This window comes from Poseidonocella pacifica (assembly GCF_900111875.1).
GTDB classification, from domain to species: domain Bacteria; phylum Pseudomonadota; class Alphaproteobacteria; order Rhodobacterales; family Rhodobacteraceae; genus Poseidonocella; species Poseidonocella pacifica.
The window spans coordinates 220,388-246,637 of record NZ_FOJU01000003.1; the positions used below are offsets into that span (position 1 = coordinate 220,388).

Here is a 26,250-nt window from a genome sequence, read left to right on the forward strand (position 1 = left end):
CATGTCCTCTGTGCCCGGATGAACTTCCTCCCTGTCAGACTGGGCCGCGCACAAGAGCGCGGCCTTTTTTCATTGGGACCATGGCCCCTCGGGTTCTGTCAGTACGGAACAAAAAATGTACTGAATATTGGCAGTTGACGGATCGAAACTTTGGCCGTAGCGTTCCCTCAATGACTAAGTCGGCCAGTCCGACAGGGAAAAGAAGACAGGAAAGGGGTTCGTTATTCGAACCTCTTTTTCTTTGGGAAGAACCGAAGGTCGCACCGCGCTGAATCGGGTCGACTCCATCGCTCAAAAGTAGGGCTTTTCCCTTTCGGCAGCCACTGACATCCCTTTCGCGCCGTGATATGCGATCGCCCGAACCCACCTGAGATACGAGGTTACCATGAGCACTTCCATTCGTCTGCTTGCCTCCCTGGCCTTCTTGGCCGCGAGCGGGACCGCCTTCGCCCAAGACGCCGAAGAAGCGCCCGCAGGCGACGCTCCAGCCACCGAGCTTTCCATGGGTGAGCAGGCAGAAGCCGCAAGCAACGAGCCGTACGTCAAAGAGGAGTTTGGCGATTGGGATCTGCGCTGTGTCCGCGCTGAAGCCGGAGGCGAAGATCCCTGCCAACTCTATCAGCTCCTGAGGGATGAACAGGGCAACTCCGTGGCGGAGATCAGCTTGTTCCGGCTCGAAGGCAATAACCGCGCCGTCGCAGGTGCAACCGTTGTCGTACCGCTTGAGACCCTTCTGACAGCCAACGCGCGCATCGCGGTAGATGGCAATCAGACCAAGACCTATCCCTTCTCGTTCTGTAACCAGATCGGGTGCTATGCCCGGATTGGCCTCACGCCCGAAGACATTGCGATCTACAAGGCCGGCAACAAGGCAACCTTGACGATCGTTCCATTCTCCGCGCCCGATCAGCAGGTCGCGCTCGATATTTCGCTTTCCGGCTTCACGGCTGGGTACGACAAGGTTAGCCGGGCACGGATCGACTGATGAAGGTCGCCGCCGCCGCCTATCCGCTCGATTTCCTCGCAGGGTGGTCCGACTATGCCGCCAAGCTGACCGATTGGGTGAAGAGAGCGGCGGAGGGCGGCGCCGAACTTCTTGTTTTCCCTGAATACGGGGCCATGGAACTGGCCACGCTTGCGGGTGCGGATGTTGCGGGTGATCTTGAGCGATCTCTCGTGGCGGTGTCTGATCGTATCGCTGATGCGAACACTTTGCATTCCGACCTCGCAAGCCAGTTCAAGGTCCACATTCTGGCCGGTTCCGCGCCGGTCTTTGATCCTGAGATAGGGACGCGCCCGGTGAACCGCGCGCGTCTTTTTGCCCCCGGCGGCGACATGGGGCATCAGGACAAGCAGATCATGACCCGCTTCGAACGGGACGAATGGAACGTGGTTGGTGGTGGCCCGCTGCATCTTTTCGAGACGTCACTTGGACGGATTGGGATACTGATCTGCTACGACAGCGAATTCCCCCTGTTGGGACGTGCGCTGGCGGATGCGGATATCCTGCTCGTACCGTCCTGCACCGAAGCGCTCGCCGGCTACAGCCGTGTGCGCATCGGCGCGCGGGCCAGAGCGCTGGAAAACCAGTGTGTGAGTATCATGTCCTCGACAGTAGGCGACGCGCGCTGGTCCTATGCGGTCGACGAAAATACCGGCCGCGGCGGCGTCTTTGGGCCGCCCGATACCGGGTTCCCATCGGATGGCATCATCGCCCAAGGCGTCATCGGCACGCCGGGCTGGACCTTTGCCGACGTAGACCCCGCGCAGATCAGTCGCGTCAGACACGATGGCGTGGTATTGAACCGGCACCATTGGGACGAGCAGCCTGCACGGGCGCAAGCTCCACAGGCGGTCCAACTGCGCTAAACGTTACGCAATTCGTGCAAACCCCCCTCTCGCGCCCAAATTTGCCCTTGAAAATACGGCAGGTGAGGCGCATTTATAGCGCGCCCGCGACCTCGCGGGCGGTAATTCAAGGAGACCACATGGCCAAGGAAGATACGCTCGAATTCCCCGGTGTCGTGAAGGAACTCCTGCCGAATGCGACATTTCGGGTCGAACTTGAGAACGGCCATGAGATTATCGCGCATACGGCGGGCAAGATGCGCAAGAACCGCATCCGTGTTCTGGCTGGCGACAAAGTACAAGTCGAGATGACCCCCTATGATCTGACCAAGGGCCGGATCAACTATCGTTTCAAGTAATCCACTTGGTACGGCTTATCCTCGGCTCGGGTAGCCCGCGCCGGCGGGAGTTGCTCAAGCAAATCGGCGTGGAGCCTGACGAAATTCGCGCTCCGGACATCGACGAGACACCGCTGAAGGGCGAGGTCCCCCGGGCCTATTGCGCCCGTATCGCCCGTGAAAAAGTGACGGCGGTAGCGGCCGCAGAGGATGATATCGTCCTTTGCGCCGATACGACCGTTGCCGTCGGGCGGCGCATCCTCGGCAAGGCGGAGAACGAGGCCGAAGCACGCGGTTTTCTGAACCTGCTTTCAGGCCGCCGCCACCGGGTCATCACCTCAGTCGCCATCAAGCGCGGCGAGAATAAATGGGCCCGCGATGTTGAAACGGCGGTTCGCATGAAGCGCCTCTCAGCAGCTGAAATCGACAGCTACATCGCCAGCGGCGATTGGCGTGGAAAGGCCGGAGCTTATGGCATTCAAGGCGCCGCAGGTGCCTTCATCCCTTGGATCAACGGCTCTTTCACGAGCGTCGTTGGCCTTCCGCTTGCGGAAACCGCGAACTTGTTGATTGCGGCTGGATACCCCTTATACGGAGAGCCCTCATGAAAGGCCGCCTCATCGCGCTAGACCACCTTGGGAACCGCGAAGCCGCCGCTCTCATGGTGGATGGACAATTGCACGACCTGCTGATCGAAAGCGACACCCCGGCGGCTGGAACCATTTACCGCGCTATCGCCGACAGGCCGGTCAAGGGCCAAGGCGGCATGTTCCTCAAGACCCCAGACGGCAACGCGTTTTTGCGTCAGGTCAAGGGATTGGCTCCCGGTGATCCGCTTCTGGTTCAAGTGACGGGCCATGCAGAGTCGGGCAAGGCGATTCCGGTCACGAACAAACTGCTCTTCAAGAGCCGCTATGCAATTGTCACGCCTGAAGCACCCGGTTTGAACATCAGCCGCTCTATCAAGGACGATGACCGCCGGGACGCGCTTCTGGAGATTGCACATGAGACGATGGAGGGATCTCCCTTCGGTCTGATCCTACGCTCTTCCTGCGCCGAGGCGGGCGCCGACGAGATCGCCGAAGACATTGCCGCGATGTGTGCCCTTGCCGAACAGGTGCTTTCTGATGCGGACGGGACTGACGCCGAAAAGCTGATCGACGGCGATGGCCCGCATGGCCTCGCATGGCGGGAATGGAGCGAACCTGCGCAGATCGAAACCGCCGCGGGGTGCTTTGAACATCTCGGTATTCTGGATGCGCTCGATACGCTCAGGCGCGCTGATTGCCCGCTTGGGGGCGGTACGCTTTATATTGAGCCTACACGCGCGCTCGTCGCGGTCGATATAAACACCGGCACGGATTCCTCGCATGCCGCGGGGCTCAAGGCCAATCTGACGGCGGCGCGTATATTGCCTCAGCAACTGCGTCTTCGGGGCCTCGGCGGCCAGATCGTGCTGGACCTCGCCCCCATGGGGAAAAAGGACCGCCGGCAATTTGAAACGACGTTGCGCGCAGCGTTCCGAAGCGATCCGGTTGATACCACACTCGTGGGTTGGACCCCGCTCGGCCACTATGAGTTGCAGCGCAAACGCGAACGCACACCCCTTGAGGATATCTTGGGATGAAATGCCCGATCTGCTCCCGACCCGCCGCTTCTGAATACCGCCCTTTCTGTTCAAGGCGCTGCGCGGACGTCGATCTGGGTAAATGGGTGAGCGGCGCTTACTCTGTCCCGTCCCAAGATCCCGAGGATGTCGAGCGGGCGATCGACGAAGTCGAAGCTCAGCTCAACCAGCCGCGCCATTAGCGCGCTTCAGTGAGACAGTGACATCTTCGGGCGGGCCTGCTTCTGCCAATCACCGGCGCGGATGATTGCTTCGGCGTTCCGCCGACTTATGACCTCCCTCGCATGAGGTCCATAGGCCCCGGCGGCGGCGGAGAGCAGGCTGGGCCGCGCTGAAATAACTTCCAAGCGCTGAATGGGTGCCAGACGGTCAATCCCCCACGGACCAGGATAGAAACTCTCGGTGCGCGCGCCCTCGGCATAAAGGATCTCATGGCGTGCAAGCAGGAGTGCGTGGTAGCGGACCGTTTGCCGCCCCTCCATGCGCCGTATGCCTCTGGCACGAGCAAAGGCGATGGCAGGGGCAAGCATCTCACGGCGCTTGTCCTGCAAAATAAGCCTATGCTGGGGAGAAACGACGAGCCTGCGCGCTGGAATACCGTCACCAAGAGCGCCTGCCTTGATCTCGACAGGGCGCTCGCTCGGGGATGCTCCAGCCTTGAAATCAAGGTGCCGCTCACCGCGCCAAAGAAGGGGCTGCGCTCCGTGGTCTGCTGTCATCAGCATATCGCCGGGCGTGAGCGTTTCCACCGCGCGATCCCCCTCTCGCGTTGCGATGCGCGTTCCGGTGGCAAAGCATACAAAATTCGTTGTGGTCCGCACGGTCATGACCTCGCCCGTTTGGCTGTACAATGAATCGAGCGACAGCGACCTGATGGCCTTTGCCTCCATCGCCGCCATATCATCATTCTCCTCGAACTCGGGAGCGAGGAACAGGTTTCCCTCCGCGTCCTGCATGATAACCGCGGTTATCGACGCGACAGTCCCATCCTCGTAGGTCAGAGTGGCGTTATAGATCGAGGCTGCGTCGAAGATATTCGTCTGGGTACCACGACCGTCACCCAAGTCGAATTGCAGCTGGTCATCGTGGCGGTCATTGTCCGCGTCCAGCATGTAGGATTGGCCGTTCTTGTTCACAGAAGTGACTTCAACGATGTTTCTAGAAAGCGGTTTGTCCACGCTGCCATAGCTCTGACCGACAAGGACGGACGCATTGTCGGCGTACTCGTCATCGTTCTCGTTGAGATCGATATCGGTCGTGTATTGTCCGAGGTATATGGCGTTCCATGTCAATGGCATTCGGCGGGGACTCCGGGCGCGGCTTTGCCCTCACATACCGGGCCTACGTTAATCGCCCGTATCCATGGCCCCATGGGTCTTTCTCGAACACAACAAAAAATGCCCCGAGCCTAAACTCGGGGCATTCTTCAATGCGTGGAAAGTGCCAGACGATTACTCGTCTGCGCCTTCCTTGCTTTTCTCGGGCGCGACTTCTTCACCCGTTTCCTGATCTACGACCTTCATGGACAAGCGTACCTTGCCACGATCGTCGAAGCCCAGCAGCTTGACCTTCACGTCCTGACCTTCCTTGAGAACATCAGAGGGGTGGTTCAAGCGGCGGTTTTCGATCTGCGAGACGTGCACGAGGCCATCACGCTTGCCGAAAAAGTTCACGAAGGCGCCGAAATCGACGATCTTCACGACCTTGCCGTTGTAAACCTTGCCTTCTTCGGGCTCTGCGACGATCGAATGGATCATCTCATAGGCCTTTTCGATCGCTTCGTTGTTCGGCGAAGCGATCTTGATCACACCATCATCGTTGATGTCGACCTTGGCGCCGGAAACCTCAACGATCTCACGGATGACCTTGCCGCCCGAACCGATCACTTCACGGATCTTGTCGGTCGGGATCTGCATGGTTTCGATGCGTGGCGCATGAACGGAGAAGTCAGCCGCCCCGGAGAGCGCCTTGTTCATCTCGCCCAGGATGTGCATCCGGCCGTCTTTCGCCTGTGCCAGAGCCTTCTTCATGATGTCCGGCGTGATGCCGGCAACCTTGATATCCATCTGGAGCGAGGTGATCCCGTTCTCGGTACCCGCAACCTTGAAGTCCATGTCGCCGAGGTGATCCTCGTCGCCAAGAATATCGGTCAGGATGGCATATTCGCCGTCGTCTTCGAGGATCAAGCCCATCGCAACGCCCGCAACCGCAGCCTTGAGCGGCACGCCGGCGTCCATCATCGAAAGGGAGCCGCCACAAACAGAGGCCATGGAGGAAGACCCGTTGGATTCCGTGATCTCGGAAACGAGACGCAGCGTATAGGGGAAATCCGTGGCAGCAGGCAGGACCGCCTGAAGCGCGCGCCATGCGAGTTTGCCGTGGCCAATCTCACGACGGCCCGGCCCGCTCACGCGGCCCACCTCACCGACCGAATAGGGCGGGAAGTTATAGTGCAGCAGGAAGTTGGAACGGAAGTTGCCATGCAGCGCGTCGATGAACTGTTCATCGTCGCCCGTGCCCAAAGTGGTGACCACAAGACCTTGCGTCTCACCGCGGGTGAAGAGCGCCGAACCGTGGGTCCGAGGCAGCAGGCCCGTCTGGCACACGATGGGACGTACGTCCGTCGTGCCGCGTCCATCGATCCGCTTGCCACCGCGCACGACGTCGCCGCGCAGGATCGACGCTTCGAGCTTCTTCATGGCAGAGCCGAGGTTGGAGTCGGCCAGCTGCTCTTCGGTCAGGGCGGCTTTGATCGTCTCACGGGCCGCGGCCACGGCTGTGGTGCGCTCCTGCTTGTCGGTGATCGCAAATGCCGCACGCATCTGCTCTTCGCCGGCTGCCTTTACCGCATCATACAGCGCGGAGTAATCCGGGGGCTGATAGTCGAACGGTTCTTTTGCGGCATCCTCGGCGAGATCGATGATCAGGTCGACGACAGGCTGGATCTGTTCATGCGCGAATGTCACCGCGCCCAACATTTCCTCTTCGGTGAGCTCATAGGCCTCGGACTCGACCATCATGACCGCGTCTTTGGTGCCGGCGACGATGAGATCGAGACGCTGGTCAGGGTTCTCGCGAAGCCCCTGCATATCATCGACCTTCGGGTTCAGCACGTATTCACCGCCCGTATAGCCAACGCGGCAGCCTGCGATCGGCCCCATGAAGGGGACGCCGGAAATGGTGAGCGCGGCGGAGGCGGCGATCATCGCGACCACATCAGGGTCATTCTCGAGATCGTGGCTCAGCACGGTGCACATCACGAGGACTTCGTGCTTGAAGCCGTCGACGAAAAGCGGGCGGATCGGACGGTCGATAAGGCGCGCTGTCAGCGTTTCCTTTTCGGTAGGCCGCGCTTCGCGCTTGAAAAAGCCGCCCGGGATCTTGCCGGCGGCATAGTATTTCTCTTGGTAATGCACGGTCAGCGGAAAGAAGTCCTGCCCCGGCTTGGGTGATTTGGCGAAGGTCACGTTGGCCATGACCGAAGTTTCGCCCAAGGTCGCGATGACGGAGCCATCGGCCTGACGGGCAACCTTGCCCGTTTCGAGGGTGAGCGTCTCTTCACCCCACTGCAGTGTTTTCGTCGTAACGTTAAACATCTCGTATCCTATCGTGGCCCTCGGGGCGTATCCCCTTGGGCCGTTTGCTTGGAGAGCGTATTCCCTCCGGCCGGTCGTCCTGCATCCTCATTTCGCACGGTAGATGGCCAGACCACCGCACGCCGGATGCCTCCCTCTAGCCGCTTGGGTGTAAAATTGAAACCCAATTCCCGGGTAGAAGGCGTGAATGAAAAAAGCCCGCTCAGCGAAACTGAACGGGCGCGAATCGTCGTCTGGCGGGCCTTAGCGGCGGATGCCGAGGCGTTGGATGAGATCCTGATAACGGCCCTCTTCACGTGCCTTGAGGTAATCCAGCAGCTTCCGGCGCTGAGCCACGAGCTTCAGCAGGCCGCGGCGGCCATGGTTGTCCTTCTTGTGCACTTTGAAGTGCTCGGTCAGGGTGGTGATGCGCGAAGTGAGGATCGCGACCTGAACTTCGGGCGAACCGGTGTCGCCTTCCTTGGTCGCAAACTCTTTCATGACGCGGGCTTTTTCTTCTACCGTAATCGACATCGGGGTCTCCTTCTAAGGTATGATGTGCGGGCTCAAGCCGGGATGTCGTCCAGCAGGGTCCATGGAGGCCGGCCCCCTCTGGGTCCGGATCGGCGCCATATAGAGGAGAACGGCGCATTTGGAAAGGGGCGATTGGCCCGCCCCTTCGTTCGCGGCAAACACGACTGCGCGCGATGCCACGGCCTTCGTACCTCAAAGGGAGACAGGCCATGCCGGGACAGGCGCGACAAAGAGCGGCCTATTGGTCAACTCGAACCGATGTCAGTACGGAGAGTGGAGGGAGATCGCAGCTAGACAAAGATGCCCGAAGGCACCCTTCTCCCCCGAGTGATCGGGGCCCACCTAGGGCTTAAAGGAGAAGTGGCGCGGTTGACGGGGCTCGAACCCGCGACCCCCGGCGTGACAGGCCGGTACTCTAACCATCTGAGCTACAACCGCGTTGTGGGGCGTGCAATAGGCCAACCGCGAAGCCCCGTCAATCGCCAATTCGAAGTTTTTTACTTTCCCCGACGGAGCCTCGATACCGCGCCGCTATTCGGCCGGTTTGGTGCTGGCTGTGACGTAGTTCACGGAAAGATCCCGCTCCGAGAGTTTCCACTTCCACAGCACGGGATTGAAGACGAACCCCTTGCGGTCAACCGGTTCAAGCCCCGCCCCGCGGATCAGATCAAAGAGCTCATCCGGCGTGATGAACTTGGACCAGTCATGTGTGCCTTTGGGCAGCCAACGCATGACGTATTCCGCCCCCACGATCGCCATGGCAAAACTTTTGGGATTTCGATTCAGCGTGGAACAGATCATCAGCCCGCCGGGCTTCAGCAACGCGGCGCAAGCCGCGAGGTAAGCTGCGGGATCGGCGACATGTTCGACCACTTCCATATTGAGGACCACATCGAATTGCTCCCCTTCGGCGGCAAGCGCCTCGGCCGTGGTGTGCCGGTAATCGATCTCCAGCCCGGATTGCTCTGCATGGACCTCTGCCACGGGTATATTCCCGGCCGCCGCGTCCGCCCCCACGACCTCGGCCCCCAACCGGGCCATCGGTTCCGCCAGGAGGCCCCCGCCGCATCCGATATCGAGGATGCGCAGCCCGGCAAACGGCGATTTGCCGTCGCGAGTGCGACCAAACTCCGCCGCGATCTGTGCGCAGATATATTCCAGACGGCAGGGGTTGAGCATGTGGAGCGGCTTGAACTTGCCCTCGGTGTCCCACCATTCCGCCGCCATTGCTTCGAATTTCGCGACTTCGCCTGCATCAACGGTGGTCTCGCTCGCTTGCATTCCGCTCTCCATGTGTTCAAGTGTCAGCACTCTATATAGGACAGTCATGGATAGAAACGCAGGTCATAAGCGCGCGGCCAGCTACCTTTACCCACCCGCCGATCCTTTCGATCAACGGATGCTGGAGGTAGGCGACGGGCACCATCTCTATGTGGAGCAATGCGGGCGGCCTGACGGACTCCCCGTCGTCATCTTGCACGGCGGCCCCGGTGGTGGGTGCAGCCCAGCGATGCGGCGTTATTTCGACCCGTCCATCTATCGCGTAATCCTTTTTGATCAGCGCGGGTGTGGCCGATCCCGGCCCCATGCTTCGGTCGAAAACAACACCACTTGGCACCTCGTCGCAGACATAGAGAAGATCCGCGAAACGTTGCAGATCGACGCTTGGGTTGTGTTTGGCGGAAGCTGGGGCGCGACGCTTGCCCTGCTCTACGCAGAAACCCATCCAGCGGCTGTGCGCCATCTGGTCTTGCGCGGTGTCTTTCTCATGACCCAAGCCGAACTCGACTGGTTCTATGGAGGCGGGGTCGCGAAATTCTGGCCAGAGGTCTGGAGCCGGTTCATCGAACCGATCCCGGTAGAGGAACGCGGCAATCTCATCGATGCCTATGCCAGGCGACTTTTCTCCGGCGACACCTCGACCGAGGTGCGCTTTGCCCGCGCGTGGTCCGCTTGGGAAAACGCGCTTGCGTCGGTCGCCAACAATGGGCGCGCGGGGGGAGAGACACCGGCCGACTATGCCCGCGCCTTTGCCCGCCTCGAAAATCACTACTTCCACAATTCGGGCTTTCTGCAGCGAGACGATCAGATCGTTCAGGACGCTCACCGGCTCGGCGGCATAGGTGGGACCATCGTGCAGGGTCGATTTGACATGATCTGTCCGCCGAGAGCCGCTTGGCGGTTGGCCCAAGCGTGGCCGGACGCAGAGCTTCGGATGATCGCCAATGCGGGGCACGCCCTGTCGGAGCCGGGCATCACCGCCGAACTCGTGCGAATCATGGACCAGCTCCCGGAACGGCTCGCCTGATTCCATTAACCCTTTACATAGTGCCCTCAGTCGCTACCCTTGGAGATCCCACCAAGACCCCGAGGGAGACAAATTGGGCACCGTTGCCAAGATCATCGCACAACGCCTAGGGCTTGGTATTCTCACCCTCTTCATCGTTTCCATCGTGATCTTCACGGCCGTGAACATGTTGCCTGGGGATTTTGCCGAATCGATCCTCGGACAGGGGGCAACGCCAGAGGCAGTTGCCGCCATTCGACGTGATCTGGGGCTCGATCAATCACCGGTGAGCCGATATTTCGATTGGCTCGGCGGCGCAGTAAGGGGCGATTTCGGCAGCTCCTTTGCCCAAGCCAATTTCGCCAGCTTTACCGGATCCGACAGCGGATCAGGCCTGACTTCGGTGGCCCAGCAAATTGCGCCGCGCTTCGCCAACACCATGTTCCTCGCCAGTGTCGCCGCGATCATTGCTGTTCCACTGTCGCTCACGCTGGGCGTGCTTGCCGCGCTGTTTCGGAATTCAGTCTTTGACCGGGTGGTGAACATCGCGACGCTGAGTTCGATCTCCAGCCCGGAGTTCTTTCTGGCCTATGTCCTCATTCTTGTCTTTGCGGTGCTGAACCCGTGGCTCCCGTCACTCTCCAACATCTATGAAGGGATGAGCTTTCCCGAACGCCTCGAGAAAACGCTTCTTCCCGCATTGACGCTCACGCTCGTGGTGACTGCCCACATGATGCGCATGACCCGTGCGGCGATCATCAACCTCCTTGCGTCCCCCTATATCGAGATGGCACGCCTCAAGGGCCTTTCTCCCATGCGGGTCATCCTGCGGCATGCGCTGCCCAATGCGCTTGCTCCCATCGTCAACGTGGTCGCCCTCAACCTTGCCTATCTGATCACGGGTGTCGTGGTGGTTGAGGTCGTCTTTGTCTATCCGGGCATCGGCCAGCTTTTCGTCGACAGCGTCAAGATCCGTGACATTCCAGTGGTGCAGGCCTGCTGTCTCATCTTCGCCGCGGCCTACATCCTGTTGAACCTCACGGCGGACATCCTGTCGATCCTGTCGAACCCACGGCTGAGGCACCCAAGATGATCCTCGCCTACCTTCTCATTGGTTTTCTCGGGCTGCTGTTCCTCGGGTGGGCGCTCCGCGCAGCTGGTCGTGGCCTCATCGGATCCCCCTACTTTCGCGACATGGGCCTCTCGGTCGCGTTCGGCTATATGCTCGCGGTCGCGCTCGTAGCCCTTCTCGCTTGGGGCTATTGGCTGAGCCGGTTTGCTCCCCCTGAGATTGCGCCGCGGTATTTCTTTTTGCGCATAGCGATCGAGGGGCTGGTCCTCTTTGCGCTTGCTGGTTGGCTCTTCCGGGCATTGGGCCGCACGCTCGGCACCGCTGGCAGCCGCAAGGTCTTCCGCGCGATGCCCGTGACCGCCGCGTTCGGAATTCTGGTTATCTTGCTCTATGCTATCGTGGCGATTTTTGCCCCCCTGCTCGCGCCCTATGGTCAGGATCAGGTGCTGGCGACCGCCAATGTCGTGCCCGGCGGCGACCCAGCCCTTGGCGGCAATCCGGACTTTCCGCTCGGGACGGACCAGATCGGGCGCGATATCCTCTCTCGTCTCATCTTCGGCGCTCAGAACACTGTCGGATTTGCATTCGTCACCACATGCCTCGCGTTTCTCCTCGGCGGAACACTCGGGTTTCTCGCGGCGGTCCTCGGAGGCTGGCTCGACCAACTTCTGTCTCGCTTCGTCGACGTGCTGATGGCGATACCCTCGCTCATCTTCGCCTTGCTACTCATGGCTATTGCGAGTGCCTGGGCGGGATCGGAGCGTTGGCTGCTCACGCTATACATGGTGGTCATCATCGCAGTGATCGACAGCACGCGGGTCTACCGTCTGTCCCGCGCGGTGGGGCAGAATATCGTGGTGATGGATTATATCGAGGCCGCGAAATTGCGCGGCGAAGGTCTCGGCTATCTTATCTTCAAGGAGATTTTGCCGAATGCCTATGCGCCGCTCCTTGCCGAATTCGGCCTGCGGTTCTGCTTCGTCTTTCTGACCATCGCCGCGCTGTCGTTCCTCGGGGTCGGCATTCAGCCTCCCCTCGCCGACTGGGGCACCATGGTCCGCGACCTTGCTGCGTTCATCAACTACGCGGCCTTCGCCCCACAGGCAGCCTCCCCGCCACTTCTGGCCGCAGGCGCAATTGCTCTGCTGACGGTCGCCGTCAACTTCGTTGTGGACTGGATGCTTTACTCGTCATCGGGGTTGAAGGAATGAGCGACGCGTTGCTGACAATTCGCGACCTGCGCATCGAAGGACGCAGCGACGAGACGTGGATGCCAATCATCAAGGGCGTCAATCTCGACCTGCGCCGCGGCGAAGTTTTGGGCCTTATCGGCGAAAGTGGCGCGGGCAAGTCAACCTTGGGTCTAGCCGCGATGGGCTATACCAGAGATGGCGTTCGTATCTCAGGCGGAAGCGTCACCTTCGACGGGATCGACCTCGTGAACGCGAGCGCGGACGACAAGCGCAACCTGCTGGGCAAGCGGATCGCCTATGTCGCGCAATCGGCTGCGGCCAGTTTCAATCCCGCGCACAAGATCATTGACCAGCATACCGAAGGCCCCGTCCAGCATGACGTGATGCGCCGAGACGAAAGCGAGTTGGACGCAGTCGAACTCTACCGACGTCTGCGCCTGCCAACACCCGATGAGATCGGCTTCCGATATCCCCATCAGGTTTCCGGCGGTCAGCTTCAACGAGCGATGACGGCGATGGCCATGTCTTGCAGGCCCGACCTCATCATATTCGACGAACCCACCACGGCACTCGATGTCACCACCCAGATCGAGGTGCTGTCGGCCATTCGCGATATCGTCGAGCAGTTCAACACCGCTGCGATCTATATCACCCACGATCTTGCGGTCGTGGCGCAGATGGCCGATCGCATCAAAGTCCTCCTGCGAGGCGAAGAGGTTGAAGAGGCCGACACTCGCACCATGCTCGACACGCCCAAGGAGGACTATACCCGCAGCCTCTGGGCCGTGCGCGCCTATGAACGACCCGCAAAGCCTGCGATTCTCAAGAAGGATACCCCGGTCATCTCCGTGAGTGGGATCACCGCGAGTTACGGGACGACCAAGGTTCTGGAAGATGTCAGCTTCGACATCCACGAGGGACGCACAGTCGCGGTTGTCGGTGAGAGCGGTTCGGGCAAGTCGACCGCCGCGCGCTGTATCACCGGGCTGCTCCCGCCGATCTTGGGAGAGATCAAATTCCGGGGAGAGGTGCTCCCCCCCAACTACCGAAAGCGGACACGGTCACAGCTTCGCGAAATTCAGATGATCTATCAGATCGCGGACACGGCACTGAACCCGCGCAAGACGGTGGGCGACATCATCGGCCGACCCATTCAGTTTTATGGGGGGCTGCGAGGCCGGGCCAAACGGAAACGCGTTGAGGAATTGCTCGACCAGATCGAGATGCCCGCCTCCGAGTATTTTGACCGTTTGCCATCAGAGCTTTCGGGCGGACAGAAGCAACGCATCGGGATCGCCCGCGCCCTTGCAGCGGAGCCGAGCTTTATCATCTGTGATGAGGTGACTTCGGCCCTCGACCAGTTGGTGGCAGAGGGAATTCTGCGCTTGTTGGCACGGCTGCAGGATGAGTTGTCGCTGAGCTATATGTTCATCACCCACGATCTTGCGACGGTGCGTGCCATCGCCGACGAAGTCGTGGTGATGAAGAACGGCCGAGTGGTGGAACAAGGTGCCAAGTCCGAGATGTTCCGCCCGCCCCACCATCCCTACACGGACCTGCTGCTTGCCTCCGTTCCTGAGATGGATCCGGACTGGTTGAGCAAGCTGCTTGAAGAGCGCGGCCGCGAGGATATCGGCGATGCCGGTATGGAGAAGATGGACTGACTACGGCGCGGCGGTTATGCTTGCGCCCGAGGATCCGCGGAGGGATTGCCCGCCGCGAGCAGACACCAACGGGAGAGAAACACATGACGAAACTCAGCAGACGCAGCCTGCTCCGCACCGGCGCCGCTGCCGGTGTTCTGGCCGCAAGCGGACTGCCCCTGCGCGCTCAGGCCAAACGTGGTGGACGTCTTCGCGTGGGTCTCAACGGGGCCAACAGTTCCGACAGCTGGGACGCGCGAACACACGCCGACGTTTTCATGATTTCGGCAGGCCACGGCACGGTTTTTGACTGTCTTACGGAAGTTGCCGCTGATGGGGCGCTCAAGGGCGAGTTGGCCACTGACTGGGAAGCCTCGCCGGACGCCAAGGTCTGGACCTTCAATCTCCGGCAGGGTGTGACCTTTCACAACGGCAAGAGCTTTGGCGCGGACGACGTGATCGAATCGCTGCAACTGCACGTCGCCGAAGGCTCCAAATCCGCGGCTGGCCCGATCGTGTCGCGTATCACCGAGATGAAGAAACTCGGCGAGCATCAGGTTCAGTTCGTACTTGGCAGCGGAAACGCGGATTTCCCCTACCTGCTGGCCGATTATCACCTCGTGATCTATCCGGCAGGCCAAATCGAAGAATCCCTCCAGCAGGGGATCGGCACTGGTCTCTACAGGGTTGCGAGTTTTGAGCCCGGGGTGCGGTTCCTCGGAACCCGTGTCGATAGCCACTACAAGGATGGCGAGGCTGGCTGGTTCGACGAGGTCGAGTTCATCGCGATCAACGACAATACGGCACGGACCAACGCCCTTCTGACCGGGCAGGTAGATTCGATCAACCGGATCGACCGCAAAACCGAAGGCCTGCTTAAGGCAAACCCGATGCTTCGCATTCAGGAAGTGTCCGGCAACGAGCACTACACCTTCCCGATGCTGACAGACGTGGCGCCTTTCGACGACGTCAATGTCCGCCGCGCGCTGAAATATGCAGTGAACCGGCAGGAGATGGTCGACAAGATCCTGCTCGGTCACGGGCGCATCGCCAACGACTCGCCCGTCGGTCCCGCCAATCAGTTCTTTGCCGGCGATCTCGAACAACTCAGCTATGATCCCGACAAGGCGAAATTCTATCTCAAGGAAGCTGGCTATGACTCGATAGATCTCGATCTGTCAGCGTCCTCCGCCGCCTTTGATGGCGCAGTCGACGCGGCGCAGCTGTATCAGGCGTCCGCGCGTCCCGCCGGCATCAATATCAACGTGGTTCAGGAACCTGCGGATGGCTATTGGTCCAATGTCTGGATCAAGAAACCTTGGTGCGCTTCCTATTGGGGCGGCCGGGCAACCGAAGACTGGATGCTTTCGTCCGCTTATGAAGAGGGTGTGCCGTGGAACGACAGCCAATGGGATTCCAAGGATAGCGCACGGTTCCAGACGCTGCTGGTTGAGGCACGTGCCGAACTCGACACAGTCAAACGCCGAGAGATGTACACCGAAATGCAGATGATCCTGCGCGACGACGGCGGGGTCATCATCCCGATGTTCGCCAATTTCGTCCAGGCGCTGAACAACAAGGTGGCGGCACCTGAAACCGTCGGCAACTACTTCCAGATGGACAATTGCCGTATGACCGAACGGTGGTGGATGGCCTGATCCCAAAGTACCTGCGCAGGCCACTCCGAGGCGTGGGGTGGCCTGCCGGAATTGGGGGTTGAATCGAAAAGCGCCTCGGGCTAAATGCCCCGCTACCGGGTGATTAGCTCAGTGGTAGAGCGCTTCGTTCACATCGAAGATGTCAGGAGTTCAAATCTCTTATCACCCACCATTATTCCATGAAACGCGTCCTCGTTTGGGCGCGTTTTTTCTTTGCCGCCATCAATCCCACGGGTAGCTTTCAGGGATGCTGCGCGGTTTTAAACTCAGAATGATGTTGGTTATTCTCGTGGGCTTGGGGCTCGGCGCGTTTGGACGGGCGTGGTAAGCGAGCTCGCCGCCAGATCGGGTCGAGCGTTTTATCGCCGTCTTTGACGAATGGTGCGCTCCGAGAGTTTGGGGGGCGAGGCGTATCCCGAATGATGCGTTTGTACATGTGCGTGCCGCAGGGAGTGAGTACCGCGTAGATCCCAATACCCTCATTGCCGTTGAACATGCGGGGCGCAGATGCGTAGTGAGCGATGTCCTCTCTCCCCTCACGCAAAGCGAAGTCACAAGGCTGGGCTCCGAATTTTCAGCCTATGCCGCACGCCGGTTTCCCGATCTACATCCTGAGCCAATCCATGCCCTAGAGACTTGGGACGACGTGCAACTTCGCGCCTCTGGGGAGCCGGGGGCCCGCAGCGAATTACTGTCATGCTCAGTCGCTGGGCCGCGGGCGAGCAAACTTTTATTTCGGCAGCAGGGCCTCGTGGAACTCCGCTCAGAGCGACGTGGCGTCCAGGGGTGACATTCCCCGCGCTTTCCGTTCCTTTCGAGGCAAGGAGGAGCTTCCATGACACAATACCCCCGTCTTTTTGCGCCGCTCGATCTTGGCCATGTGACCTTGCCCAATCGGGTGCTCATGGGCTCCATGCACACCAACCTTGAGGAAACCGGCGATTGGAACCGGATCGCTGAGTTTTACGCCGAGCGCGCTCGAGGAGAAGTCGCCCTGATCGTAACCGGCGGGATGTCTCCAAATGCCGAAGGTGGCGTGTTTCAGGGGGCTGCTGGCCTTTTCTCCCAAGGCGACATTGCTAATCACCGCATGGTCACGGATAGGGTGCATGATGCCGGCGGGCGTATCGCGATGCAGATCCTCCACGCGGGCCGCTATGCCTATAATCCCGCCTGTGTCGCGCCCTCCCCCATCAAATCTCCCATCAGTCCGTTCCCCCCAAAGGAATTGGACGAAGACGGCATCGAGAAACAAATTGCCGACATCGCAACCGCCGCCGCCCGCGCCCGCGAAGCCGGCTATGACGGCGTGGAGATCATGGGCTCGGAAGGGTATTTCCTCAACCAGTTCATCGTGACCCACACCAACAAGCGGACCGACCGTTGGGGGGGCAGCTACGAGAACCGGATCCGTCTGCCGATCGAGGTGATGCGCCGGGTGCGCGCGGCGGTTGGCCCGGATTTCATCGTCATCTTCCGGCTCTCCATGATCGACCTGATCCCCGATGGATCGACCTTTGACGAAGTATTACAGTTGGCCCGCGCTATCGAAGCCGCCGGGGCGAGCATGATCAACACCGGTATCGGCTGGCATGAGGCGCGCGTTCCCACCATCGCGACGTCCGTGCCTCGGGCCGGATTTACATGGGTGACGCAAAAGCTCATGGGGAAAGTCGGAATTCCACTCATCACGTCCAACCGGATCAACACGCCCGAGGTTGCTGAAGACGTGCTAGAGAGCGGTTGTGCGGATATGGTTTCCATGGCGCGCCCCTTCCTCGCCGACCCGGCTTTCGTCAGCAAGGCAAAGGCGGGCCGCGCGCGGACAATCGCACCGTGCATCGCGTGCAATCAAGCCTGTCTCGACCATACGTTTCAGGGCAAGGTCAGCACCTGCCTCGTCAATCCACAAGCGTGCTATGAAACCGAGTTGAAGATCGAACCTACGGACAGCCCGAAGCGGATCGCCGTTGTCGGGGCCGGTCCCGCAGGGCTTTCAGCGGCAATCACCGCCGCCAAACGGGGGCATACCGTCGAGCTATTCGAGCGGGCTGGCGCGATTGGGGGCCAACTCAATATGGCGCGGCGCGTTCCGGGCAAAGAGGAATTCAACGGGCTGGTAGAGTGGTTCGGCACCATGCTGGAGGAGAGCGGCGTGACGTGTCATCTGAACCGCGAAGCGTCTGAGGCCGATCTGGCCGATTTCGACGATGTCATTCTGGCCACGGGCGTACGTCCCCGCGATCCGAATATCCCCGGGCAGGCTCTTCCCAATGTCCTGTCCTATGTCGATGTCCTCGCGGGTGGAGCGCCCGTGGGTGACCGGGTGGCGGTGATCGGCGCGGGGGGGATCGGTTTTGATGTTTCAGAGTTTCTTGTTCAGGACGAAAGTCCGACCTGCGATCTGGCCACATGGCGCGACGAATGGGGCGTTGGCGATACGGAGACGACGCCGGGCGGGCTAGAGCGCCCGGCCCCGGACGCGTCCACACGGCAGGTGACGCTGCTACAACGAAAGGCCGAAAAGCCCGGCCGCCGACTTGGCAAGACCACAGGCTGGATTCACCGAGCCGCGCTGAACATGAAGGGCGTAAAGATGCTGTCAGGCGTCAATTACGAACGGATCGACGCCGAAGGCCTGCACATCAGTTTCGGGACCGACCGAACCGATCCACAGCTTGTTGCCTGTGATACCGTCGTGCTCTGCTCCGGGCAGGAAAGCGAAAGGACCCTGGCCGAGGCAATGGGCCCTCGTGCGCATGTGATCGGGGGCGCGGATGTTGCCGCCGAGCTGGACGCGAAGCGGGCAATTGACCAAGGCACGCGCCTCGCCGCCGGTCTTTGATCTGTTTCGCCGCTGGCGACAGTCGGGCGATACCTTGAGATTGTCCGGCTCGCGCCCCTTTTTCGCCTAAATTGTCGTTCAAATCCTTCATATCTTGGAAACACAGTGATGAAGGATTTGACATGGATCGCCTGACGGAAATGGAGGCATTCGCCACGGTCGTCGATCAAGGCGGCTTTACCGATGCGGCGCGGAAGATGGGAATTTCCAAGTCCGCCGTGTCAAAGCATGTCTCTTCGCTAGAGAGTCGCCTCGGGGCGCGGCTTTTGAATCGGACGACCCGTCGTGTGAGCCCGACAGAGATCGGGCTTGCGTATTATGATCGCGCTCGGCGTGTACTCAACGATGCGGGCGAAGCGGATGCCCTTGTGACCTCCATGCAGTCCGATCCGACCGGCATTCTGCGGATCAGCGCGGATACCGACTTCGGGGTCAATCATCTGTCGCCGATCCTTGGTCATTTTCTCAACAGCTATCCTGAAATCACCGTCAACATGGAACTGACCAATCGCTTTGTTGAATTGATTTCAGAAGGGTTCGACATCGCCATCCGCATGGGCGAGCTTGAAGACAGCACCCTGAGGGCGCGCAAACTGACCGAGACAACGCGGCGCATGATTGCCAGCCCCGAATACTTCGCGCGGTTCGGGAGGCCAGCACGGATCGACGATCTCAACGCGCACAAGTTGCTGCATTATTCGAGCCAATCACACGGCAACATGTGGAAGCTCACGGCGCCTTCGGGCGAAAAGCGGCAAGTTCGCACCGCCGGTTGGCTCAGCGTGAATGACGGTCAATCGCTGCTCAACGCAGCCGTGGCAGGACTCGGGATCGCCTATCTCCCATCCTTCCTTTTCGCCGAGGCGCTCAGCGAAGGTCTGGTGGAAGAGGCCATGCCCGATTTGCCGGTGGAGACGATCGGCATCTACGCTGTCTACCCACCCGGCAAGTTCGTACAGCCGAAGGTCCGTGCCTTCATCGATTTTCTGGTGAAGGAATTCGGGCAAAAGGGCCCTGAGATCTGGTGAAGGACCGGCGCCCGATCACGGGCGCCGGCAAATCTCATTGTTCCGCAAGCGCCTCGTCGCAGCGCGCGCAGGTTCCCGTGTGGGAATGGGTTCCGACATCGGGCAAGATCTTCCAGCATCGCTGACACTTTGCGCCGTCTGCCTTTTCGAAGACCACGCCGATGCCGGCGATGTCTGGCTGCCGATAGGCCTCCGCGGGGCTTGGATCCGCCGTCAGACCGATGGCCGACGTGATGCAGATATCCTCAAAGGCGACGGATTTCAGCGCCTCCAGCGTCTCCGCGTCCTCGACATGAACGACCGGGGCCGCCTCGAGGGATGCGCCGATGACCTTGTCGCGGCGCTGCTCTTCCAGCGCGGCCGTCACCACGCGCCGCGCCTGACGCACCCGGGTCCATTTCTGACCGAGCGCATCATCCCGCCACGCCGCTGGGGTCTCGGGGAAGTCAACGAGATGCACAGATGAGGCATCTCCCGGGAAACGCTCCAGCCAGACTTCCTCCGTGGTGAAAACCAGAATCGGTGCAAGCCATGTGGTCAGCCGATGGAAGAGAATATCCAGAACGGTGCGCGCAGCACGCCGGCGGGCCGTATCGCCATCGCAATAAAGAGCGTCCTTGCGAACGTCGAAGTAGAAGGCCGAAAGCTCGACAGTGGCAAAGTTGAACAGTGCCTGAAACGCCCCTTGGAAATCGTACTCCGCATAGCCCGTCCGCACCCGCTCATCCAACTCTGCGAGGCGATGCAGCACCCAGCGTTCCAACTCTGGCATTTCGTCATGCGCGATACGATCTTCCTCGCGGAAATGGGCCAACCCGCCAAGCATGAAGCGCATGGTGTTGCGCAACCGGCGATACCCGTCCGCAACGCCTTTGAGGATTTCCGGCCCGATACGCAGATCCCCGGTATAATCGGACTGAGCCACCCAAAGGCGCAGGATATCGGCCCCGTATTGCTTGGTCACATCATCAGGCGAGACAGTGTTGCCCAACGACTTGGACATCTTGTTGCCCTTTTCATCAAGCGTGAACCCGTGGGTCAGAACCCCGCGATAAGGGGCACTGCCCTTGGTGCCGCACGCCTGCAGCATCGAGGAATGGAACCACCCGCGATGCTGGTCGGTACCTTCGAGATAAAGATCCGCCATTCCGTCATCAGAGCCATCTTCGCGGTCGCGAAGCACGAAGGCATGGGTCGAGCCCGAGTCGAACCAGACGTCGAGAATATCGAAGACCTGCTCATAGGCCTCGGGGTCATGTTCATCCCCGAGGAACCGCGCCTTGGCACCCGGCTTGTACCAAGCGTCCGCCCCCTCTGTCTCGAAGGCTTCGAGGATGCGACCGTTTACTGCCTCATCGCGAAGCAGAAAATCGGGGTCAGTTGGCAAAGCGCCCTTCTTAACGAAACACGTAAGCGGAACGCCCCAGGCGCGCTGGCGCGACAGCACCCAATCGGGCCGTGCTTCGATCATTGAATAGAGCCGGTTGCGACCAGTGCGCGGAGTCCACGTGACCAACTCGTCGATAGAGCGGAGCGCCCGTTCGCGGATCGTCTGGCCAAGGTCGTCCTGCCCGTCGCCAACCTTGCGGTCGATCGCGGCAAACCACTGCGAGGTATTGCGGAAAATGACAGGGGCCTTGGACCGCCACGAATGCGGGTAGGAGTGCTTGATCTTGCCGCGAGCCAGTAGCCCGCCCGTCGCGGCGAGTTTGTCGATCACGGCCTTGTTGGCATCACCTTCCCCGCCCTTGCGGTTGAGTATGTACTTGCCACCAAAGAACGGCAGATCCGCGCGGAAGCCACCGTCGTCCAGCACGTTGTACGTGATGACATCCTCAAGCATCCCCAACTCTCGGTACATCTCATATTCTTCCATACCATGAGATGGAGCGCAGTGGACAAATCCCGTACCCTCGGTGTCGGTGACGAAATCCGCAGCGCGGAAATCGCGCGGCGCATCCCACTCACCTTCGGCCTGTTCGACGCCTGCAAGGGGGTGCAGAAGCGTCATGCCGTCGAGTTGAGCCCGGGTCACATCGCGAACCCTGCGATACATGCCCTCTTCCAGCCGAGCGCGGTTCATCACATCGGCGGCGAGATTGTCGGCAAGGATGAAGCGATCGCCCACCTCGGCCCAGCATTCGTCGGGCCGGGCCGTGACCTCATAGAGCCCGTAGGAGATGTCCGGCCCAAAGACCACGCCACGGTTGGACGGGATCGTCCAGGGTGTCGTGGTCCAGATGACAACATGCGCGCCGACAAAATCCTCTGACGCCTGCGCGACACGGACAGCGACGGCCTCCCGATCCTCGTCGGTCGCTTCCTCGTCGGAAAGCTCGACCTCGGGCAGATCGAAAGAGGAGACGCGAAACTTCACCCAGATCGTGAAGCTTTCCTTGTCGTGATACTCGACCTCGGCCTCGGCAAGCGCGGTCTTTTCGACCGGCGACCACATCACAGGCTTGGAGCCTTGATAGAGGGTGCCATTCATCAAGAACTTCTGGAATTCCTCGGCAATCACCCGCTCGGCGTGAAAATCCATCGTCAGATAGGGTTTGTCCCATGTACCAGTCACACCGAGGCGCTTGAATTCCTCGCGCTGGATGTCGATCCAACCTTCGGCAAACTTACGGCATTCCTGACGGAAGTCGATGACATCGACCTCATCCTTGTTCTTGCCCTTCTTGCGATACTGCTCTTCGATCTTCCACTCGATGGGCAAGCCATGACAATCCCAGCCGGGGATATACCGCGCCTCGCGGCCCATCATTTGCTGGCTGCGTACAACCATGTCCTTGAGGATCTTGTTGAGCGCGTGACCGATATGGAGATTGCCATTGGCATAGGGCGGTCCATCGTGAAGCACGAACGGCGCGCGTCCCTCCGCCTTTTCGCGGAGGCGGTCATAGATCCCGATTTCCGCCCACCGCTCAAGCCACTCAGGCTCTCGTTTGGGAAGTCCCGCGCGCATGGGGAAATCGGTTTCGGGCAGGTTCAGGGTGTCTTTATAGTCGGGCGTGTCGGCGCACATGGCGTGGCGTCCTTGGTCTTTTCGTATGAATATGAGCGGCGGCGCGGAAGCCCATGCGCCTTGTCCCGGCGGCTCCTCTTCAGAGCGCCGGGCAAGTAATTCGACGGATGTGAATGTTCAACCGCATGTCCCGGCTTATAGTTGCGCGGCGGACGAGGGTAAAGGCACTGTTGGGCACCAGCCTTTGGGCGGAGCGAGGCGCCACGAGGACGGCTTCGTACCAAGAGACGCGAAACGCGATCTCAAAGGTTAAACAGGGTGCCGACGCCAAAGGCGATCAAGGCCGCGACCCCGCCGATCGAGAAAGTCTCCAGCCCGGAGCGCCACCAAGGAGAAAGCGACCAGATGCTCTTGAACGCGCCAATTGCGAAAAAGCTGATCATTGTCAGTCCTGCGGACCATGTGAACGCTTCGGGCACAGAAAAGAGGAACGGCAACAGCGGCACCATCCCCGCGATGAGGAATGAAACGAAGGTGGTGAGAGCGGCGTGCATCGGATGTGGGTCGACCGAAGACAACCCGTATTCACCTTCCAACATCATCGCGATCCAAGCTTCTCTGTTCGAAGAAATCTGCGATACGGCGTCCTCGAGCGGTTTGCCGGACAGCCCCTTGAGTTGCAGGATATGGTGCAGTTCGCGGCGTTCACCCTCGGGATCTTTATCGATATGGCGTTCTTCGATCCGGCGCAAACGGCGGATATTGTCCAGCTCCGCCTTCGTTCCGGAGTAGTTGCCCGCTGCCATCGAAAAGCCATCCGCAAAGACGTTGGCGAGGCCAAGCGCGATGATGACGAAAGGAGAAAGCCCCGCCCCCGCGACCCCCGCCACGATGGCAAACGTCGTCACGGATCCGTCGATCGCGCCATATACTACATCCCGCAGGTATCCACGGCCCGCTGGTGCGCCAATGCGCTCGGCGATATCCGTCTCGCTATGCCCATGTTCCAACATGTCTTTGCCCGGATCCAGTTCCCGGACACATTGGCTTCGCCAGACGGGAAGGTAAACCCGAGTTAGTGCAGATAGCGGTCTTGTGCCGAGGAAGCTTTGGCCGGCGCTTCGGTCGGGATGAAAGGCCCTGACAACAGGTGGCCGACCTCCTCGGCCAGTGTAACCGCAACTAGCGCAATGTCGGAACGCAGGAGCAGCATCGCCAAAAGCCCCGCGTCTTCACGCTCCCCTGCCCGCGCGGTTTCGATGAACTGCGCAAAGACGGCCTCATCCGCTCCAACACAGGCGCATTCGAGGCCGTGTCGCATCAACGGGCGCCGCCCGTGATCAAGAGCCAGATGCAGGAGTGCTTCGAACTGGCGAAGCCCTTCACGTGCGCGGTCGGGCCCGAGCCGGGTGGCAAGATCGTTCCACATCATGGCCTTGGCGTCCGGCCCGCTAAACCATTGGCGCAAATAGCGGATCATTCGCGCTTCGGCCTCTGGAAGAGCGTCCATCGACCCAACCGGCACTGCACCACGTTCACGCATAGATCGACCTCCAAAACCTGATACTATATTTCTGATTAAATTAGTCGGGATTGTCAACTCCTTCGATTTTCCACAGAAAAGGCCGGAAGGGCTTCCCCATCCGGCCTTGCTGATGTGTCGCTTGCCTGCGCTCAGGTCATGCCAAGCGCGGACATGTAGAGATCGATCACCGCTTCTTGCTCTGCAACATCATCGGGATCCTGCTTGCGGCGCTTGAGGATTTCTCGAATGGCCTTCGCGTCAAAGCCTTCTGCCTTGAGTTCGGCAAAGACCTCCTTGATCTGGTCCGCCACCTCTTTCTTCTCCTCCTCGAGCCTCTCGATCCGCTCGACATAGGCGCGAAGTTGGTCCCCCGTGACGCGCTGTGCGTCGTTCTCGAAATCGCTCATTCCGTCCGTTCCTCGCTGGTGGTGGAGTGGCCCCGGTAGGCCGCTTTCGGGCGCCTGACTAGCCCCGCGGAGGAACAGGCGCAAGCGTCGTGGCTTGCGCCGGGCATCGCTATGCCGTAGGCGCACGCGGGACGCAAATGGGGGATACTCTATGGAACTCCTGATCTGGATCGGTGCTGCGATCTCCTTCGCCGGGCTGGGCGGCCTTATCTGGTGCATCCTTCGGGTGCTGAACGCTCGGCGCAAAAACCTGCCCGACGACGAAATGCGTCAGGTTCTGCGCCGCGTCTTTCCAATCAACTTTGGCGCATTGTGCCTCTCGGTGATCGGACTGATGCTTGTTATCGTAGGAATTTTCCTGAGCTGATCCGTCAGATGGGCAGATTGTCCATCTCATCCTCCACGGCCTCGTCGTGAAGCACACGTTCCAGCTTTCGCAACTTCTGCGGGACAAGCGCCCCAGCGACTTGAAGCTCCCGGATCAAATGGGTCAACTCCGGCGCGAGCGTATGGCGCTTGGCACCCGCAGCGTCGATCCGTGACAGCATTTGGTCGATCCTTCGTTCGGCGATCTGATGTTCCAAGGTCAATCCTCCCGTGGTGTCATATCTCGCGCCCCTCACGACCGTCGCTACCCACATCTTCTCGCGCGGGATTCGCGGCCTTGAACCTACGATAGTGAGGGAGGGGCGCTCCGACCAGTCAAGATTTCCCCAAGGTCAATTAAGACGCCAACTCCAGCAAGACTTGTAACACATATAAAAAATACAATATGTCTTGCGAAGGCGCATCTGCGATTTGTGGCCGCCTGCATATACAAGGACGAATTCATGGAACCGGATTGGATCAGAGGGCTGCTTGGTGGTCTAGCCATCGGCGCAGGCGGCGCGGTCTACTTGTTGGCCAACGGTCGCATCATGGGCGCGAGCGGGATCATTGGCGGGCTGGTCGATGGCTCCGGGCGATCCACCGGTAGGGAGAGAGCGGCCTTCCTCGCCGGTCTGGTCCTATTGCCACTCGTGTGGATCGCTCTGCTTGGCGTTGCTCCCACAACCCATCTGACGCCGAACCTGCTCGTCGTGGTTATCGCAGGGGTGCTCGTCGGGGTCGGCACACGGCTCGCCAATGGCTGTACATCCGGGCACGGCGTCTGCGGCATTTCGCGGCTCTCGCTGCGTGGGATTGTCGCCACTGCCTTTTATATTCTGGCGGGCGGCCTGACCGTGGTTCTTTTCCGTCATCTGCTGGGGGTAATCTGATATGCGGCTTGCATTTGCATTTCTTGCAGGGGCCCTCTTCGGAAGTGGCCTGCTCCTGTCCGGCATGACAGATACCACCAAGGTCCAAGGCTGGCTTGATGTATTCGGCGACTGGGACCCTACCCTCGCGTTCGTGATGGGCGGGGCGATTCTTCCGATGGCCGCAGCTTGGGCCTTCACCCGAGGCAGAAGCCCCCTATTGGGTGGAAGCTTTCCCGCCCCACCAGAGCCGCGTATCGGCAGGAACCTCGTTTTGGGATCGGTCCTTTTCGGTATGGGCTGGGGGCTCGCTGGCCTATGCCCCGGTCCCGCGCTTGCATCGGTTAGCTTTGGCGGCCTCGGCGGGCTTGTGTTCATCCTCGCGATGCTTGGCGGAATGGCCGCTGCCCCCACCATTCGAGAACGTCTGGACAGAGCAATCCCCGCGGAGTAGTCAAATC

Annotated in this window: 25 protein-coding genes and 2 tRNA genes; 17 read left to right on the top strand and 10 right to left on the bottom strand. The window is 60.2% G+C overall.

Annotated elements, in window-relative coordinates; translation table 11 throughout:
• Positions 1-385: 385 nt before the first annotated feature.
• The 6 genes from BM234_RS09655 (at position 386) to BM234_RS09680 (ending at position 3,995) form a co-directional block, all read left to right on the top strand.
• Positions 386-985 (top strand): invasion associated locus B family protein, encoded by a 600-nt coding sequence (locus tag BM234_RS09655; RefSeq protein WP_092063895.1) that lies wholly within the window; start codon positions 386-388, stop codon positions 983-985.
• Complete coding sequence (locus BM234_RS09660) at positions 985-1,869, top strand: carbon-nitrogen hydrolase family protein (RefSeq protein WP_092063899.1); 885 nt, start codon at positions 985-987, stop codon at positions 1,867-1,869. The genes BM234_RS09655 and BM234_RS09660 overlap by 1 nt, the downstream gene beginning before the upstream one ends.
• Before the next feature lie 119 nt (positions 1,870-1,988).
• Positions 1,989-2,207 carry a translation initiation factor IF-1 gene (gene infA, locus BM234_RS09665; protein WP_005978431.1) on the top strand — a complete coding sequence of 73 codons (219 nt, stop codon included), beginning with the start codon at positions 1,989-1,991 and terminating at the stop codon, positions 2,205-2,207.
• 5 nt (positions 2,208-2,212) lie between these two features.
• A complete protein-coding gene (locus BM234_RS09670) occupies positions 2,213-2,794 on the top strand; it encodes a Maf family protein (RefSeq protein WP_425439240.1) in 582 nt (193 codons plus the stop codon).
• Positions 2,791-3,813 carry a ribonuclease E/G gene (locus BM234_RS09675; RefSeq protein WP_092063905.1) on the top strand — a complete coding sequence of 341 codons (1,023 nt, stop codon included), beginning with the start codon at positions 2,791-2,793 and terminating at the stop codon, positions 3,811-3,813. Before BM234_RS09670 ends, BM234_RS09675 begins: the two co-directional genes overlap by 4 nt.
• Complete coding sequence (locus BM234_RS09680) at positions 3,810-3,995, top strand: DNA gyrase inhibitor YacG (RefSeq protein ID WP_092063908.1); 186 nt, start codon at positions 3,810-3,812, stop codon at positions 3,993-3,995. The genes BM234_RS09675 and BM234_RS09680 overlap by 4 nt, the downstream gene beginning before the upstream one ends.
• A 6-nt stretch (positions 3,996-4,001) precedes the next feature.
• Here the strand turns inward: BM234_RS09680 and BM234_RS09685 are convergent, their stop codons facing one another.
• From BM234_RS09685 to ubiG, 5 genes are all read right to left on the bottom strand, one after another.
• Complete coding sequence (locus tag BM234_RS09685; protein WP_092063911.1) at positions 4,002-5,111, bottom strand: Hint domain-containing protein; 1,110 nt, start codon at positions 5,109-5,111, stop codon at positions 4,002-4,004.
• Between the two features lie 153 nt (positions 5,112-5,264).
• Complete coding sequence (gene pnp, locus BM234_RS09690) at positions 5,265-7,409, bottom strand: polyribonucleotide nucleotidyltransferase (protein WP_092063914.1); 2,145 nt, start codon at positions 7,407-7,409, stop codon at positions 5,265-5,267.
• Between the two features lie 243 nt (positions 7,410-7,652).
• Complete coding sequence (rpsO, locus tag BM234_RS09695; RefSeq protein ID WP_092063917.1) at positions 7,653-7,922, bottom strand: 30S ribosomal protein S15; 270 nt, start codon at positions 7,920-7,922, stop codon at positions 7,653-7,655.
• A 361-nt stretch (positions 7,923-8,283) separates the two neighbouring features.
• A tRNA-Asp gene (locus BM234_RS09700) sits at positions 8,284-8,360 on the bottom strand.
• 93 nt (positions 8,361-8,453) lie between these two features.
• On the bottom strand, positions 8,454-9,203 hold the full coding sequence (ubiG, locus tag BM234_RS09705) for a bifunctional 2-polyprenyl-6-hydroxyphenol methylase/3-demethylubiquinol 3-O-methyltransferase UbiG (protein WP_092063919.1): 750 nt from the start codon (positions 9,201-9,203) through the stop codon (positions 8,454-8,456).
• A gap of 46 nt (positions 9,204-9,249) precedes the next feature.
• On the opposite strand from ubiG, the gene pip reads away from it, so the two are divergent.
• The 8 genes from pip (at position 9,250) to BM234_RS09745 (ending at position 19,648) form a co-directional block, all read left to right on the top strand.
• Positions 9,250-10,230: a prolyl aminopeptidase gene (pip, locus tag BM234_RS09710; RefSeq protein WP_092063922.1), complete on the top strand. Its 981-nt coding sequence runs from the start codon at positions 9,250-9,252 to the stop codon at positions 10,228-10,230.
• Between the two features lie 73 nt (positions 10,231-10,303).
• A complete protein-coding gene (locus tag BM234_RS09715; protein ID WP_092063925.1) occupies positions 10,304-11,302 on the top strand; it encodes an ABC transporter permease in 999 nt (332 codons plus the stop codon).
• The gene (locus BM234_RS09720; RefSeq protein ID WP_092063928.1) at positions 11,299-12,492 is read left to right on the top strand and encodes an ABC transporter permease; all 1,194 of its coding nucleotides are present in this window, start codon (positions 11,299-11,301) and stop codon (positions 12,490-12,492) included. Before BM234_RS09715 ends, BM234_RS09720 begins: the two co-directional genes overlap by 4 nt.
• On the top strand, positions 12,489-14,138 hold the full coding sequence (locus tag BM234_RS09725; RefSeq protein ID WP_092063931.1) for an ABC transporter ATP-binding protein: 1,650 nt from the start codon (positions 12,489-12,491) through the stop codon (positions 14,136-14,138). Before BM234_RS09720 ends, BM234_RS09725 begins: the two co-directional genes overlap by 4 nt.
• A gap of 83 nt (positions 14,139-14,221) precedes the next feature.
• Positions 14,222-15,775: an ABC transporter substrate-binding protein gene (locus BM234_RS09730; protein WP_092063934.1), complete on the top strand. Its 1,554-nt coding sequence runs from the start codon at positions 14,222-14,224 to the stop codon at positions 15,773-15,775.
• 97 nt (positions 15,776-15,872) lie between these two features.
• Positions 15,873-15,947: transfer RNA gene (locus tag BM234_RS09735), tRNA-Val, on the top strand.
• A gap of 663 nt (positions 15,948-16,610) precedes the next feature.
• On the top strand, positions 16,611-18,620 hold the full coding sequence (locus BM234_RS09740) for an NADPH-dependent 2,4-dienoyl-CoA reductase (RefSeq protein ID WP_092063938.1): 2,010 nt from the start codon (positions 16,611-16,613) through the stop codon (positions 18,618-18,620).
• A gap of 122 nt (positions 18,621-18,742) precedes the next feature.
• Complete coding sequence (locus BM234_RS09745) at positions 18,743-19,648, top strand: LysR family transcriptional regulator (RefSeq protein WP_092063942.1); 906 nt, start codon at positions 18,743-18,745, stop codon at positions 19,646-19,648.
• A gap of 34 nt (positions 19,649-19,682) precedes the next feature.
• Here the strand turns inward: BM234_RS09745 and ileS are convergent, their stop codons facing one another.
• The 4 genes from ileS to BM234_RS09765 form a co-directional block, all read right to left on the bottom strand.
• A complete protein-coding gene (gene ileS, locus BM234_RS09750) occupies positions 19,683-22,679 on the bottom strand; it encodes an isoleucine--tRNA ligase (RefSeq protein WP_092063945.1) in 2,997 nt (998 codons plus the stop codon).
• A 242-nt stretch (positions 22,680-22,921) separates the two neighbouring features.
• A complete protein-coding gene (locus BM234_RS09755) occupies positions 22,922-23,632 on the bottom strand; it encodes a VIT1/CCC1 transporter family protein (RefSeq protein WP_092063948.1) in 711 nt (236 codons plus the stop codon).
• 62 nt (positions 23,633-23,694) lie between these two features.
• Positions 23,695-24,162 (bottom strand): hypothetical protein, encoded by a 468-nt coding sequence (locus BM234_RS09760; protein ID WP_092063951.1) that lies wholly within the window; start codon positions 24,160-24,162, stop codon positions 23,695-23,697.
• Positions 24,163-24,293: 131 nt separating this feature from the next.
• The gene (locus tag BM234_RS09765) at positions 24,294-24,551 is read right to left on the bottom strand and encodes a DUF2312 domain-containing protein (RefSeq protein WP_092063954.1); all 258 of its coding nucleotides are present in this window, start codon (positions 24,549-24,551) and stop codon (positions 24,294-24,296) included.
• A 151-nt stretch (positions 24,552-24,702) separates the two neighbouring features.
• Between BM234_RS09765 and BM234_RS09770 the strand changes: the two genes are divergently transcribed.
• Positions 24,703-24,918, top strand: coding sequence for a hypothetical protein (locus tag BM234_RS09770; protein WP_092063957.1), 216 nt, complete (start codon positions 24,703-24,705; stop codon positions 24,916-24,918).
• Positions 24,919-24,922: 4 nt separating this feature from the next.
• Here BM234_RS09770 and BM234_RS17475 read toward each other — a convergent pair whose 3' ends face one another.
• Positions 24,923-25,135: a hypothetical protein gene (locus BM234_RS17475; RefSeq protein WP_092063960.1), complete on the bottom strand. Its 213-nt coding sequence runs from the start codon at positions 25,133-25,135 to the stop codon at positions 24,923-24,925.
• Between the two features lie 246 nt (positions 25,136-25,381).
• Between BM234_RS17475 and BM234_RS09780 the strand changes: the two genes are divergently transcribed.
• Positions 25,382-25,810 (top strand): YeeE/YedE family protein, encoded by a 429-nt coding sequence (locus BM234_RS09780; protein ID WP_092063963.1) that lies wholly within the window; start codon positions 25,382-25,384, stop codon positions 25,808-25,810.
• 1 nt (position 25,811) lies between these two features.
• Positions 25,812-26,243, top strand: coding sequence for a DUF6691 family protein (locus tag BM234_RS09785; protein ID WP_092063966.1), 432 nt, complete (start codon positions 25,812-25,814; stop codon positions 26,241-26,243).
• The last annotated feature ends 7 nt before the right edge of the window (positions 26,244-26,250 follow it).